The organism is Streptomyces sp. NPDC034670, from assembly GCF_055574875.1.
In genome coordinates this window covers 225268-238883 of sequence record NZ_JBVITR010000004.1, presented here as the reverse complement: position 1 = coordinate 238883, position 13616 = coordinate 225268, and the positions used below count along the sequence as shown (strand labels likewise).

12 protein-coding genes and 1 pseudogene are annotated in these 13616 nt (G+C 75.0%); 6 read left to right on the top strand and 7 right to left on the bottom strand.

What is annotated here, in order from left to right:
- Nucleotides 1–26: 26 nt before the first annotated feature.
- From ACZ56B_RS04930 to ACZ56B_RS04915, 4 genes and pseudogenes are all read left to right on the top strand, one after another.
- Entirely contained in the window at nt 27–623 is a 597-nt protein-coding gene (locus ACZ56B_RS04930) for a DUF5998 family protein (RefSeq protein ID WP_468786320.1), read from the top strand.
- The gene (locus tag ACZ56B_RS04925) at nt 623–1825 is read left to right on the top strand and encodes an alkaline phosphatase family protein (protein WP_468786318.1); all 1203 of its coding nucleotides are present in this window, start codon (nt 623–625) and stop codon (nt 1823–1825) included. The genes ACZ56B_RS04930 and ACZ56B_RS04925 overlap by 1 nt, the downstream gene beginning before the upstream one ends.
- Nucleotides 1826–1905: 80 nt before the next feature.
- Nucleotides 1906–2556, top strand: coding sequence for a thymidine kinase (locus tag ACZ56B_RS04920; protein WP_468786316.1), 651 nt, complete (start codon nt 1906–1908; stop codon nt 2554–2556).
- 369 nt (nt 2557–2925) lie between these two features.
- Nucleotides 2926–3798: pseudogene (locus ACZ56B_RS04915) on the top strand (endonuclease/exonuclease/phosphatase family protein); the annotation flags it as partial.
- A gap of 115 nt (nt 3799–3913) precedes the next feature.
- On the opposite strand, the gene ACZ56B_RS04910 reads toward ACZ56B_RS04915, so the two are convergent.
- From ACZ56B_RS04910 to ACZ56B_RS04895, 4 genes are all read right to left on the bottom strand, one after another.
- Entirely contained in the window at nt 3914–4246 is a 333-nt protein-coding gene (locus ACZ56B_RS04910; protein ID WP_468786314.1) for a putative quinol monooxygenase, read from the bottom strand.
- Nucleotides 4247–4337: 91 nt separating this feature from the next.
- Nucleotides 4338–5246, bottom strand: a complete 909-nt coding sequence (locus tag ACZ56B_RS04905; RefSeq protein ID WP_468786312.1) for a hypothetical protein — start codon at nt 5244–5246, stop codon at nt 4338–4340.
- A gap of 332 nt (nt 5247–5578) precedes the next feature.
- On the bottom strand, nt 5579–6454 hold the full coding sequence (locus ACZ56B_RS04900; protein ID WP_468786310.1) for a PhzF family phenazine biosynthesis protein: 876 nt from the start codon (nt 6452–6454) through the stop codon (nt 5579–5581).
- Between the two features lie 206 nt (nt 6455–6660).
- Nucleotides 6661–7458 carry a VOC family protein gene (locus ACZ56B_RS04895; protein ID WP_468786308.1) on the bottom strand — a complete coding sequence of 266 codons (798 nt, stop codon included), beginning with the start codon at nt 7456–7458 and terminating at the stop codon, nt 6661–6663.
- Nucleotides 7459–7787: 329 nt separating this feature from the next.
- Here ACZ56B_RS04895 and ACZ56B_RS04890 point away from each other — a divergent pair, with 329 nt between their 5' ends.
- The gene (locus ACZ56B_RS04890; protein ID WP_468786306.1) at nt 7788–8639 is read left to right on the top strand and encodes a sulfurtransferase; all 852 of its coding nucleotides are present in this window, start codon (nt 7788–7790) and stop codon (nt 8637–8639) included.
- Between the two features lie 118 nt (nt 8640–8757).
- Here the strand turns inward: ACZ56B_RS04890 and sepH are convergent, their stop codons facing one another.
- Entirely contained in the window at nt 8758–9807 is a 1050-nt protein-coding gene (sepH, locus tag ACZ56B_RS04885) for a septation protein SepH (RefSeq protein WP_468786304.1), read from the bottom strand.
- Nucleotides 9808–10276: 469 nt separating this feature from the next.
- Between sepH and ACZ56B_RS04880 the strand changes: the two genes are divergently transcribed.
- Nucleotides 10277–11083: a hypothetical protein gene (locus tag ACZ56B_RS04880; protein WP_468786302.1), complete on the top strand. Its 807-nt coding sequence runs from the start codon at nt 10277–10279 to the stop codon at nt 11081–11083.
- Here the strand turns inward: ACZ56B_RS04880 and ACZ56B_RS04875 are convergent.
- Both ACZ56B_RS04875 and ACZ56B_RS04870 read right to left on the bottom strand, forming a co-directional pair.
- On the bottom strand, nt 11007–12326 hold the full coding sequence (locus ACZ56B_RS04875; RefSeq protein WP_468786300.1) for a D-arabinono-1,4-lactone oxidase: 1320 nt from the start codon (nt 12324–12326) through the stop codon (nt 11007–11009). The two genes, ACZ56B_RS04880 and ACZ56B_RS04875, sit on opposite strands and share 77 nt — an antisense overlap.
- Nucleotides 12286–13521, bottom strand: a complete 1236-nt coding sequence (locus tag ACZ56B_RS04870) for an MFS transporter (RefSeq protein WP_468786298.1) — start codon at nt 13519–13521, stop codon at nt 12286–12288. The genes ACZ56B_RS04875 and ACZ56B_RS04870 overlap by 41 nt, the downstream gene beginning before the upstream one ends.
- Nucleotides 13522–13616 lie beyond the last annotated feature (95 nt).

Here is a 13616-nt window from a genome sequence, read left to right as displayed (position 1 = left end):
CCTCGCAGTCGGCGGGCCCCCGTAGGATGGGCCTCATGGCCAAGACCAGTACGACGACCCAGGGGCTGCGGGCGGCGATCGAGCGCAGCGGCTACTACCCGGCCCTCGTGGCCGAGGCGGTGGAGGCCGCCGTGGGCGGCGAGCCCGTGCGGTCGTACCTGGTCCACCAGGAGACGACGTTCGACCAGAACGAGGTGCGGCGGCACGTCACCGTGCTCGTCCTCACCGGCAACCGCTTCATCGTCAGCCACACCGACGAACAGGCCGCGGACAACACCTCCCCGACGCCGTACGCCACCACCTCCACGGAGTCGGTCAAGCTCGACCGGATCTCGTCGATCGTGGTCAGCCGCGTGGTCGCCAACCCGGAGTCGTACAAGCCGGGCACGCTGCCCCGCGAGGTCGTGCTCACCATCGGCTGGGGCGCCGTCTCCCGCATCGACCTCGAACCGGCCGCCTGCGGCGACCCCGACTGCGAGGCCGACCACGGCTACACCGGCAACTCGACGGCGGACGACCTGAGCCTGCGCGTCAGCGAGGCGGGCGACGGACCGGAGACGGTGCGTCAGGCGCTCGTCTTCGCGCAGGCCCTCTCCGAGGCGACCGCGGACCAGACCCGCTGATGGCGCAGTCCACGCAGCCCGCCGCCTGGGACCCCCACCCGCAGCCCCTCCCCCTGGACTCCGCGCCCCGGCCCGAGTACGGCACCGGCTCGCTCGCCGACCTGCTGCCCACGCTCGCCGCGGGGGCGGGCGTCCCCGGGACGGCCGCCGCGATCCCCGAGCTGGCCCCCGCCGACCGGAACTGCGTGTTCCTGATCGACGGACTGGGCTGGGAACAGCTGAGGGCGCACCCGGAGGAGGCCCCCTTCATGACGTCCCTGCTGGCCGCCTCGCGCGGCGGCACCGGACGCCCGATCACCGCCGGCTACCCGGCGACGACCGCCACCTCCCTGGCCTCCGTCGGCACCGGCCTGCCGCCCGGCGCGCACGGCCTGCCCGGCTACACCGTGCGCAACCCGGACACCGGCGAGCTGATGAACCAGCTGCGCTGGCAGCCCTGGGCCCCGCCCGGTCCGTGGCAGCCGTACCCCACGGTCTTCCAGCTGGCCCACCGGGCGGGCGTGCACACCGCCCAGGTCACCTCCCCGGCCTTCGAGAGCACCCCGCTGACCCGGGTCGCGCTCAGCGGCGGCACCTTCCTCGGACGGCTGTCCGGCGAGGAGCGCATGGACACCGCGGCCGAGCAGCTGGCCGCCGCCGACCGCTCCCTGGTCTACACGTACTACGCCGAGGTCGACGGCGCGGGCCACCGCTTCGGCGTCGACTCCGACGCCTGGCGCGGCCAGCTCATGTACGTCGACCGCCTGGTCCAGCGCCTGGCCGAGCAGCTCCCGCCGCGCAGCGCGCTCTACGTCACCGCCGACCACGGGATGGTCGACGTCCCGTTCGACGAGGAGCACCGCATCGACTTCGACGAGGACTGGGAGCTCGGCGCCGGGGTGGCCCTGCTCGGCGGCGAGGGCCGCGCCCGCCACGTCTACGCCGTGCCCGGCGCCGAGAACGACGTGCTGACCTGCTGGCGCGAGGTGCTCGGCGAGCAGTTCTGGGTGGCCTCGCGGGACGAGGCGATCGAGGCGGGCTGGTTCGGGCCGTCGGTCGACGCCCGGGTGTACCGGCGGATCGGCGACGTGGTCGCCGCCGCGCGGGACGACGTCCTGCTGATCGCCTCCGAGCGGGAGCCGAACGAGTCGGCGATGGTCGGCAACCACGGCTCGATGACCCCCGCCGAGCAGCTGGTCCCGCTGCTCGAAGTACGCTCCTGAAGCCCGCCCGATCCACCGTCCCGACCCGCCGCCCGCTTTGCCGTCCCCGACGACCCAGGCCGAAAGGTGCCCGACTCCCCATGCCCGAGCTGGTGTTCTTCTCCGGAACGATGGACTGCGGGAAGTCGACACTGGCTCTCCAGATCAGCCACAACCGGTCGGCGCGAGGTCTGCAGGGCGTGATCTTCACGCGGGACGACCGGGCGGGGGAGGGCAAGCTGTCCTCGCGGCTGGGCCTGGTCACGGAGGCCGTCGAGGCCACCGAGGGCATGGACATGTACCGGTACCTGGTCGACCGGCTGTCCCAGGGCGGCAAGGTCGACCACGTGATCGTCGACGAGGCCCAGTTCCTCGCGCCGGAGCAGATAGACCAGTTGGCGCGGGTCGTGGACGACCTCGGGCTCGACGTCTTCGCCTTCGGCATCACCACCGACTTCCGCACCAGGCTCTTCCCCGGCTCGCAGCGGCTGATCGAGCTGGCCGACCGGATCGAGACCCTCCAGGTGGAGGCCCTGTGCTGGTGCGGCGCCCGGGCGACGCACAACGCCCGCACGGTGGGCGGGGAGATGGTGGTCGAGGGCGCCCAGGTGGTCGTGGGCGACGTCGACCGCCCGGCGGGGGAGGTCGGTTACGAGGTCCTGTGCCGCCGCCACCACCTCCGCCGGATGACCAGGGCCTCGGCCCGTGCGGGCGCGCTGTCCCCCGACGTCCTTCCGGTGACGTCGGTCTGACGCGCCGATGCGCCGACGCGTCGACGTATCGACGTAACGACGGCACCGAGGCGCGGAACGCCCCCCGCCGCGCGGAACACCTCCGCGGAAGGCCCCGCACGGCACCCCCGCGCGGGTGTCCCGCGGCCTCCCCGTCCGCGGGACCACGCGCGTGCGCGCCGCCCGCCACCGCGGCCGACCCGCGCGGAACACGAATGAACGGGCCGTCACCCGAGCAGAATGCAGGGGCGCGCCGGTGCCGGGGCGGCGGCGGGCCGGCTCCGGTCCGTGACGTTTCCGTGGAAAAGGGACATTGACACATGTCCTGACGATGTGTCAGGTCCTCCGCGCCGCTGTCGCCGTCTCGTTTCCACCCGACCCGGAGAAGGCATGAGACCCGGTTCCCGACGTCCCGCCCGAGGCCGCCGCGCCGCCGCCCCGCTCGTCGCCGCCGTGCTCGCCACGGCGGCACCGGCGGCGGCCGCGGAGGGAGGCTCACCCGGGGAACGGACCCCGGCGGTGCCGCTGCGGGTGGCGACCTACAACATCCACGCCGGGGCCGGCGCGGACCAGGTCTTCGACCTCGACCGCACCGCGGAGGCCGTGCGCGCCCTGCGGGCCGACGTGATCGGCCTCCAGGAGGTCGACGTGCACTGGGGCGCCCGCAGCGACTTCGTCGACGAGGCCCGCGCCCTCGCCGCGGAGCTCGGCATGCGCGTGTTCTTCGCACCGATCTACGATCTGGACCCGGTCGCCCCGGGCGGGGAACGCCGCCGGTTCGGCGTCGCCGTGCTGAGCCGCCACCCGGTGCTCGAGGCGGAGAACCACGAGATCACCCGGCTCTCCACCCAGACCCCCGATCCGGTGCCGGCCCCGGCGCCCGGCTTCGCCGAGGTGACGGTCGAGGTGAAGGGCGTGCGCGTGCACGTCTACTCCACGCACCTGGACCACCGGGCCGACCCGTCCGTCCGCGCGGCCCAGGTGGCGGACATGCTCGCCGTGCTGGCCGCCGACCGCGGGCCGAAGGTCCTGGTCGGCGACTTCAACGCCGAGCCCGCGGCCCCGGAGCTGGCGCCGCTGTGGCGGCGTCTGCGGGACGCCGCCCCCGGTGGCGGGGGGACGTACCCGGCGGCCGACCCGGTCAAGCGCATCGACCTGGTCACCGTCTCGCCCGGCATCACCGTGGTCGGCGCCGGGGCGGTGGCGACGCGGGCGTCGGACCACCGCCCCGTGGTCGCGGACCTGAGAGTGCGCCGGGGGGGGGGGGGGGGGGGGGGGGGGGGGGGCGGTGGGGGGGGGGGGGGCACCCCGCCCCCAAAACACCCCCCCCCCCCCCCCCCCCCCCCCCCCCCCCCCGCGCCCTTTCGCGGAGGGCGTGTCACTCCTGCCCGGAGACGCTCATCTCGCCCAGCAGCGACCAGTCGTCCTGCGGGACCGTCGCGTTCACGATCCGGGGCGTCTCGGCCAGGTGGGGCGGCAGGGTCCGCTGCGCGGTCCTGAAGTGCTCGGACTGCACGTGGGCCGCCCCCGCCTCGTCGTCCCGGAAGGCCTCGACCAGGACGTACTCCGTCGGGTCGTCGACACTGCGCGACCAGTCGAACCACAGGCACCCCGGCTCCTCGCGGGTGGCCGCGGTGAAGTCGGCGGCGATCTCCGGCCACCGGTCGGCGTACTCGGGGCGGATGCGGAACTTGGCGGTGATGAAGATCATCGGTCTCCTCGGTCGGTCCTTCGTGTGCCGTCGCAGGCCGCCGCGGTCCTCGGCCGGCCGACGACGGAACGTCCAGGATTTCACGGCGTCATCACTCGACGCCGCTGGGCGTCGGCTGCGGCGTCCGGCCGGCCAGGACCTCCTCGAGCCGCTGGGTGCCCTGTTCCACGGCGGCCCGGGTGGTGTCGTGGTCGGCGCCGTCGAGCCCGCCGTTGGTGACCGTGATCGCGTCCGTGCCGATCCGGACCGCGGCGACGTCCAGGGTGAGCGTCACGGGGTCGCCGCCACTGGTGCCCTCCACCGTCACGGTCAGTCCCTGCCGGTCGTCGCCCTCCTCGGGCAGCGACGCCTCGATGACCTGGACGGTGCGCTCGCCGCCGTCGCCGCCGGTGAGGGTGAACTGGTCGCAGGTGTCGGGCAGCGACTTCAGCCACGTCATCGAGTCGTCGAGGTCGCTCTCCTGATAGGCGGCGACCTGGTAGAGCAGCCGGGAGTCGTCCTGCTGGAAGCCGGTGAGCGCCGACGCCCCGGACGGGCGGCCCAGCAGCGTCTCGTCGTAGAGCGAGTCGGCGAGGCGCTGGCAGGCGTCGGCGTCGCTCCTGCCGTCGAGGAACTCCGCCACGTCCACCTGTCCGACGAGCAGGGAGTCCCGCCAGGACTGCGGGTCCTGCACCTGGGACCAGTCGTCCTCGATGTCCGCCTCGGTGATCAGCGCGTTCCGCGCGCCGTCCTCGGTGAGGTCGGAGGTGGGGGAGGACGTGGGAGAGGGGGACGGTGACTGCGTGGTCTGCGCGGCGAGGGGCCGCTCGGCGACGGTGGCGCCGGTGTCCGACCCGGCCGCCGAGCCGTCGTCCCCGCCGGAGCAGGCCGCCGTGAGGAGCAGCGTCCCGGTGGCCAGTGCGGCGGCCACCACACGGGCCGGCCGGGCGGCCGGGCGCGGCGCGCGCGCACGGGCCGTGGTCGCGCGGGACGGGCGGGCGTTCGGGCGAGAGGTGGTCACGAGGGCCTCCTGAGAACGGGACGATCGCCCGGCGCCTGGTGTGCCCCGGGCGGCCCCCCTTGCCCCTCCACCGCACCACCGGCCCGCCCACGCGACCAGCACAGCGGGGTCATCCGGGTGAACGCCGGGCCGCCGCCCGGTGCCGCCGGCCCGGCCGCCCACGGCCTCGCGCGCCCGGCACCGGCGGGACCCGCCGGTGCCGGACCCGGTCGGTCGGCCCTTCGACGGCGCCGGCCAGGAGTCCGTGCCCGCCTGAGCCGCCGGGGACCGGCCGCCCTCCCGGCCGGTGATCACCGGCACTCCGAAACCGTCCGCGGCGCGCCGCCGGCGCTTCAGCCGATACGCGCTCCCGCGCCGCCGACCCGGACGCGCGGGTCGCCCGCGCGCAGCGTCACCGTGAGCTCGCCGGGGCGGCCCAGGTCCTCGCCCTGGTACAGGGTGAGGACGGCCTCCTCGGGGACCAGGCCGAGCGCACGGGCGTACGCGCCGAACGCGGCGGCCGCGGCACCGGTCGCCGGGTCCTCGACCACGCCGCCGACGGGGAACGGGTCGCGGACGTGGAAGACGGTGGCCGATTCCCGCCACACCAACTGGACCGTGGTCAGGTCCAGGCGGTGCATCAGGGCCTCGAGGCGCGGGAAGTCGTACGCGAGGTCCGCGAGGCGGGCGCGCGTCGCCGCCGCGAGGACGAGGTGGCGGGCGCCGGCGAACGCGATGCGGGGCGAGAAGGCCGGATCGAGGTCGGCGGCCGGCCAGCCGAGCGCGGCGAGCGCCTCCGCGAGGTCGGCGTCGGCGATGCCCTCGACGTACGGCTCGACGCTGGTGAGCGTGGCCCTGAACGTCCCGCCCTCCTCGGTCACTTCCACCGGCACGGTGCCGGCCCGCGTCGCGAACACCAGCTCCCCGGGGCCGATCCGCTCGGCGAGCGCGACGGCGGTCGCGACGGTGGCGTGCCCGCAGAACGGCACCTCGGCCCTGGGGCTGAAGTAACGGATGCCGTACGCCCGCCCCTCCGGGCCGCCGAGGCCCTCCGGGGGCGCGGTCAGGAACGCGGACTCCGAGTACCCGAGCCCGGCGGCGACGGCCAGCATGCCGCCCTCGTCCAGGCCGGCGGCGTCCAGGACGACACCGGCGGGGTTCCCGCCGTCGGGGGTGCTGGAGAAGGCGGTGTAGCGCAGCACCTCGGGCCGCGGCGCGTTCGTCGTCATGCCCGCGGCAACACCGGGCGGCCCCACCGCTATTCCGCTCCCGCACCGCCGTCGCCACGCTCCCGGGGACCGCCCCGGCCCCGCCGCGCCCGTGCGCTCCGCCGTGCCCGCCACCGCCTCCGCCGTGCGCCCGCGAGGGTGGCCGGCGGTGTGGACGGAGGAACTCCCGGCCGGGAGGCCCGCGCCCCATCGTCTGCGCGAGGGCGTCACCGCGGGCGCTGGATCAGCGCGAACCGCGCCCCCTGCGGGTCCGCCACCGCGGCGGTGCGGCCGCGGCCGGAGTCGCGGGCCGGTGCGAGGACCTGGCCGCCCAGGTGCAGGACGTGGTCCACCGCGTCGTCGGCGTCGGCCACGGTGAAGTACGTCGTCCAGTGCGGTCCCCGGTCCCGCAGCACGGCGCCGCCCACCCCGCGGACGCCGGCCACGGGGCGGCCGTCCAGGTGCAGGGTGACGTAGTCGAGGTCCGCGGAGACCACCGGCTCCTCGTCGTAGCCGAACACCGCCTCGTAGAACTTGGCGACGGTCGCCGACTCGAAGGTCGTCAGCTCGTTCCAGGCGGGGGCGCCGGGGACGTCGGCGGCCGGGGTGCCGAGGTGCCCGGCGGCCTGCCAGATGCCGAAGACGGCGCCGCAGGGGTCGGAGCAGATCGCCAGCCGTCCGGCGTCGGAGACGTCCAGCGGACCCACCCCGACCGTGCCGCCGCGGGACCGCACCGCCTCGGCCGTCGCGTCCGCGTCGGCCGAGGCGAAGTAGGGCGTCCACGCGACCGGCAGCAGGCGGTCCGGTGGCAGCAGGCCGATGCCGGCCACCTCGCGCCCGTCGAGCACGGCGCGCACGGAGGGGCCGGGTTGCCGGGGGCCGGGCCGGAACTCCCAGCCGAACAGGGCTCCGTAGAACTCCTCGGTCGCGTCCAGCGAGCGCGTCATCAGGCTCACCCGGCAGGGTGTGCCGGGCGCGTGCGGCGTTCCGCCGTTCGGGCGGGCGGCCCCCCGTGGGTCGGTCATCGTCACTCTCTCCCCGGCCGCCCTCGCGGTGGCCGTGCTCTTCTCGCCCCCGGCGGGGGCCGTGCCGCGTCCGCTCCGCGGACCGCTCCCGCGCCGTTTCGGGCACCGGCCGCGGTCCGTGCTCCCGCCGCACGCGCCCGTGTGGCGGTGCCCGTTCCCGGAGGATGCCTGACGCGCGGTGCTTCGTCCTCCTCGGCACGCTGGCCGACGGGGGTCGATCGGTTGTACAGCGCGTGCCCGATCCCGTACGCCTCGTGATCGGAGCTGCTCGGCCGAGCAGAGTAGCCGCACCCGGGCGACTCGGCCACCCCGTGCGCGAGGATGGGACCATGAACGCCACCATCTCCGCGTCCGAACTCGCGCGGGAACTGACGACCGGAAACCCTCCCGTCCTGCTCGACGTCCGCTGGCAGCTCGGCACGGCCGGGGTGGCCGGCGGGCCGCCGTTCGACGGACGGGCCGCGTACCGGGCGGGACATCTTCCCGGTGCCGTCTTCGTGGACCTGGACAGGGAGTTGGCGTCCGCGCCGGGCGCGCGGGGCCGCCATCCGCTGCCCGACCTCGCGGAGTTCGGCGCCGCGATGCGACGGGCGGGCGTGTCGTCGGGCACCCCGGTGGTCGTGTACGACGGGGGCCCGGGCTGGGGAGCCGCCCGCGCGTGGTGGCTGCTGCGGTGGACGGGTCACCCGGACGTGCGGGTCCTCGACGGCGGATTGCCGTCCTGGCAGGGCCCGCTGGAGACGACGGAACCGGCGCCGGCCGAGGGCGACTTCACCCCCGTGCCGTCGGCGGCCGGGCTGCTCGACGCCGACGGCGCGGCGGCGCTGGCGCGCTCCGGGGTGCTGCTGGACGCCCGGGCGGGGGAGCGGTACCGCGGCGAGGTGGAGCCGATCGACCGGGTCGGCGGGCACATCCCCGGCGCGGTCTCGGCGCCCACCACGGAGAACACCGGCCCGGACGGCCGCTTCCTGCCCGCCGCGGAACTGCGCGCGCGCTTCGAGGGGTTGGGCGTGTCCGAAGGCGTGCCGGTCGGTGTCTACTGCGGCTCCGGGGTCTCCGCGGCCCACGAGGTGCTGGCGCTGGCGATCGCGGGCGTTCCGGCGGCGCTGTACGTCGGTTCCTGGTCGGAGTGGTCCTCGGACCCGGAGCGGCCGGTCGCGGTGGGGCCGGACCCGCAGTAGCCGGCCGGGGCGGCACCCCGCGGACGACGGGAACACCGGGGGCGCTCGGTGCGCGGTGAGCGCCCCGGAGTCCGCCGTCGGCGCCCGCCGCCCGGGCGGCGGCAGCGCGCGGACCGGGCTACTCCTGTTTCTTGCGCCGCGTCCCGAACACGATCTCGTCCCAGCTCGGCACCGCCGCCCGGCGGCCCGGCCGGACGCCGTCCGCCTCGGCCTGGCGGTCGGTGGCGCCGATGAGGCGGTCCCGGTGGCTGCCGACCGAACGGGGCATGAGCACGTCCGCGTAGGCCGAGCCGGCCGAGGCCGCGGGAGCCGGCGGCTCCTCCGCCTCGGGCTCGGAGCCCGGCTCCTCGGAGTCGGGCTCCGGAACCCGCTCGGGGACGACCAGGTCGCCCCGGAAGCTGGGCACCGCCTCCAGCAGGCTGGTCAGCGAGTCCCGTTCCCCCGAGGCCGCGACCGCGGTGGACTCCTCGGCGGGCTCGGACGCCTGCGCGGGCAGGCCGGGCCGCTCGCGGTCGCCGGAACGGTCCAGCGGGCGGTCGCGGGGCAGCCGGGCGATGCGCGGGACGAACGGGAAGCTGGGCTCGGGCGCGGCGAGGTCGTCGGACTCGCCGATCAGCGAGCGCGCCTCGTCGTCGACGGCCTGGACGAGCCGCCGGGGCGGGTCGTACGTCCAGCTCGCCGAGTGCGGTTCACCCGCCACCCGGTAGACGAGCAGTACTTCCCAGGTGCCGTCGTCGCGGCGCCAGGAGTCCCACTGGACGGTGTCCTTCTCCGCGCCGCGCAGCAGCAGCCGCTCCTGGACGGCTTCGCCGAGCGGGGGGCCGGAGTTCTCACCGGGGCGGCGGACCGGGGTCTTGCGGGCGCGTTCGGCCATGAAGGCGCGCTCGGCGAGGACGGGGCCCTCGAAGCGGCGCACGCGGTCCACGGGGATGCCGGCCATCTGCGCGACCTCCTCCGCGGTCGCGCCGGCTCTTATGCGCGCTTGGATGTCGCGGGGGCGGAGGTGGCTCTCCACCTCGATCTCGATCTGGCCGAGGCGGGGACGGTCGCCGCGTACGGCGGCGCGGAGCCGTTCGTCGATCGGAAGCGTGTACTCCGTGCTGTCCGCAGCCTTCAGCACCAGCCGTGTGCCGTCATTCGAGACGGCCACGACACGCAGTTCGGGCATGGGGACCTCCCGGGTGGTGCCTGCCGACGTCACGTGCGTCGCTGCTTCCGCTAGTCGAGTGTGGCCTGCCCGGGTGCAGCCTGCCACAACCTTGCCGAGTTGCCCGGCGTGTCGGGCGCGGGCCCTGGATCGCCGTTATGGCACGGTTACCTGTTCGCAACGCTGAGTGACCAATCGCATCACCCTGTGCAACTCGCCCCCTCCCGGCGGTCCTCGGGGACCCGGGCACCCTGACGGGAGACCGGACCCAGGGCTCGTCACAGTACTCCATTCGGACCACGTGCGTGGATGGGCGCGCCGACCGACTTCTGGCAAGGGGTCGGACTTGGCCGTCGTTGCCCAACTGTCCGGATCCCGAACGTGGGAAATTTCACGCAACCGCCAGAAACGGAACTTACGATTTCGTTCGTGCGTCCCTTTCTCGTACGGTTGATCGCTCACGTCCGGGAAAGGTGAACAAGGTCCAGGAATGCGCGGAAGGTCGGAAGTCTCGGGGGAGCCGAGCGCCCCGGAGGAGGGGAAACGGCGGCGGATCGAGCTGAGCGTGCCGCAGGTCGCGGGCAGTGCCGCGGCCACGGTGCTGGGCGCCCAACTCGCCTCGTCCTTCGGCGTCTACGGGACGATCCTGGGCGCCGGCGTCGTCAGTGTCGTCGCCACCTGCGGCGGAACGCTCTTCCAGCACTTCTTCACCCGCACCGGTGAACAGGTGCGGGGAGCCACCGCGAGGACCGGTGCGAGGACCGGGCGGTCCGCCGGGCGGACGCCCCCCGCGCCCGGGGAGTTCGGCGAGGGCACGGTGTACCGGGCGAAGCGCCGGGCGGGGGCCGGGCGCTGGAAACGGCCGGTGGCCGCGGCGTTCCTCGTCTTCGCGGTCGCGATGGCCGGGATCACCGCCTTCGAGCTCGCCTCCGGGCGCAGCCTCAGCGGTGAGCGGGGCACCACGGTCGGCGACGCGTTCACCGGGTCCTCCGGTTCCACCGGGCAGGACTCCGGCCCCTCCGACGGGGAGTCCGGGACGCCCGGCCCCGCCGAGGATCCCGGCCCGGGCGAACCGGTGCCCGTCCCGACCGGCACCCCCGGCGTCCCCGGTGGGGGCGGCCCCACCGACGGCGCCTCCCCCGGGGAGACGCCCGGCCCGGCGCCGGAGGCCACCGGAACCGGGGCCCCCGGCGTCACGAGCCCGGACCCCGGCACGTCCGCTACGCCCCCAGCACCCTCCGCAGATGGTCGTTCCGAAACCGGCGTTCCGGGTCAAGACGGTCCCGCAGTGCCGTGAACTCGGCGAAGCGCGGATACACCCGGGAGAGGTACCCGGCGTCCCGCGTGTGGATCTTCCCCCAATGGGGGCGTCCCTCGTGCGCGGTGAAGATGCGTTCGGCCGCGGTGAAGTACCCCCGGTAGGGGGCGCCCCGGAACACGTGGACGGCGATGTACGCGCTGTCGCGCCCGGAGGCCGTGGACAGGGGGATGTCGTCGGCCGGGGCGGTGCGCACCTCGACGGGGAAGCTGACCCGCAGGGGAGAGCGGTCGACCATCGCCTTCAGCTCGCGCAGCGTCTCCACCAGGGCCTCGCGCGGGACGGCGTACTCCATCTCCACGAAGCGCACCCGGCGCGGGGACGTGAACACCTTGTAGGGGATGTCGGTGTAGGTCCGCGCGGACAGCGCCCGGCTGGAGACCCGCGCGAGGGCCGGAACGGCCGCGGGCACGGCGCGGCCGGCCCAGTTGACCACCTGGAAGACGCCGTTGGAGAGGAACTCGTCCTCGAACCATCCCCTGAGCCGCGGCACCGGGCGTTCGGGTCCCGCGCTGCGGTTGTTGCGCTTGGTGTTGGTGTTGCCGGTGTGGGGGAACCAGTAGAACTCGAAGTGTTCGTTCTCGGCGTGCAGTTGGTCGAACTCGGCGCAGACCCGGTCGAAGGGCATCGGCTCCTCACGGGCGTGGAGCAGGAAGACCGGCTCCACCGCGAAGGTGACCGCGGTGACGACGCCGAGGGCGCCGAGGCCGATGCGGGCGGCGGCGAAGACCTCCGGGTTCTCCTCCGCGGAGCAGGTGAGCACCGAACCGTCGGCGGTGACCAGCTCCAGGCCCCGGATCTGGGCGGCGAGGGAGGCGGAGTCGCGGCCGGTGCCGTGGGTGCCGGTGCTGGTGGCCCCGGAGACCGTCTGCTCCATGATGTCGCCCATGTTGGTCAGCGACAGGCCCTCGCGCGCGAGGGCCACGTTGAGCCTCCTGAGCGGAGTGCCGGCCTCCACCGTGACGGTGCCGGCCGCGCGGTCGATGTCGCGTATGCCGGTCAGCAGGTCGGGGCGGATCAGCACGCCGTCGGTGGCGGCTATGGAGGTGAAGGAGTGCCCGGTGCCCACCGGCTTCACCGGCAGGCCGTCCTCGGCGGCCCGGCGCACGGCGGCGGCCAGTTCGTCGGCCGAGGCGGGCGTGACCTCCCGCACGGGACGGACGCGGACATTGCCTCCCCAGTTACGCCACGTGCCGTTCCTCGCGCTCGCTGTGCTGCCCAACGGAGCCTCCCCGACCCGGCGCCGGCCGCTCGAGCCGGCGGTACCCGAGGAAACCGACCGCGACCGCGACGGCCCCGGACACCGCCGGGACCCCGTACCCCGCCCGCGCCCCGGCCGCGTCGATCACCCAGCCGGCCACGGAGGAACCGAGCGCGACACCGACGGCGAGCCCGGTGCTCACCCAGGTCATGCCCTCGGTGAGCTGTGCGCGTGGTACGTGCTCTTCGATGAGGGACATCGTCGTGATCATCGTGGGAGCGATGGACAGACCCGCAACGAACAGCGCCACGGCCAGAAACGGCAGGTTCCCGACCAGTAGGAGGGGGATCATACTCACGGCCATCGCGCACACGCCCAGCAACCACCGGCGCTCCGCCGCCCCCGTGAAGCGCAGCAGCCCGAACACGGCGCCCGCCGTGCAGGAGCCCAGCGCGTACACGGAGAGCACCACACTGGCCGCGGCCTTGTGCCCCTGCTCCTCCGCGAAGGCCACGGTGACCACGTCGACGGCCCCGAAGATCGCCCCCGTCGCCGCGAACGTCACGACCAGGACCCGCAGGCCGGCGGAGCGCAGCGCGGTGCCGCCGCCGCGCTCGCGCGGATGGGGCTCGGGCTCGGTGGCGCGCTGCGCGGTCAGCCAGAAGACGCCGACCGCGAGGAAGCACGCCGCGAGCAGCGGACCGGCCTGGGGGAACCAGGCCGTGGACAGCCCGATGGAGATGATCGGCCCGAAGATGAAGCAGATCTCGTCCACCACGGACTCGAAGGAGTACGCGGTGTGCAGGCGCGGGGTGCCCCGGTACAGGGCAGCCCAACGGGCCCGGACCATCGCGCCGACGCTCGGTGTGCAGCCGACGCCGGCGCAGCAGGCGAACAGGATCCAGTCCGGCCCGTCGTAGTGCGCGGCCAGCAGCAGTCCCGCCGCGGCGGTGAGCGAGATCAGCGTCGCCGGGCGCAGCACCCGCCGCTGCCCGTACCGGTCCACCAGGCGGGAGACCTGCGGGCCGGCCACGGCGGCGGCCAGCGCGATGGTGGCCGCCAGGGCGCCGGCCAGGCCGTAGCGCCCCGTGAGCTGGGAGATCATGGTCACCACGCCGATGCCCATCATGGACAGCGGCATCCGGCCGAGGAACCCCGCGGCGGAGAAGGCCTTGCTCCCGGGAGCGGCGAACAGGGCGCGGTAAGGGGTGGGCACGGGGTCTCCGGAGGTTCAGTAAGGCGTGACCACAGCCGGTACAGCTTACTGGTGAGGTCACCCTAACGCACCCGGAAAAACCGCGTCACAGCCGG

Excerpts from the sequence above, each read along its gene's own strand:
- ACZ56B_RS04930 (WP_468786320.1), top strand. The coding sequence starts at position 27 with ATGGGCCTCATGGCCAAGACCAGTACGACGACCCAGGGGCTGCGGGCG.
- ACZ56B_RS04890 (WP_468786306.1), top strand. The coding sequence starts at position 7,788 with ATGAACGCCACCATCTCCGCGTCCGAACTCGCGCGGGAACTGACGACC.
- ACZ56B_RS04880 (WP_468786302.1), top strand. The coding sequence starts at position 10,277 with ATGCGCGGAAGGTCGGAAGTCTCGGGGGAGCCGAGCGCCCCGGAGGAG.
- ACZ56B_RS04910 (WP_468786314.1), bottom strand. The coding sequence starts at position 4,246 with ATGATCTTCATCACCGCCAAGTTCCGCATCCGCCCCGAGTACGCCGAC.
- ACZ56B_RS04895 (WP_468786308.1), bottom strand. The coding sequence starts at position 7,458 with ATGACCGACCCACGGGGGGCCGCCCGCCCGAACGGCGGAACGCCGCAC.
- ACZ56B_RS04925 (WP_468786318.1), top strand. The coding sequence starts at position 623 with ATGGCGCAGTCCACGCAGCCCGCCGCCTGGGACCCCCACCCGCAGCCC.
- ACZ56B_RS04900 (WP_468786310.1), bottom strand. The coding sequence starts at position 6,454 with ATGACGACGAACGCGCCGCGGCCCGAGGTGCTGCGCTACACCGCCTTC.
- ACZ56B_RS04920 (WP_468786316.1), top strand. The coding sequence starts at position 1,906 with ATGCCCGAGCTGGTGTTCTTCTCCGGAACGATGGACTGCGGGAAGTCG.
- sepH (WP_468786304.1), bottom strand. The coding sequence starts at position 9,807 with ATGCCCGAACTGCGTGTCGTGGCCGTCTCGAATGACGGCACACGGCTG.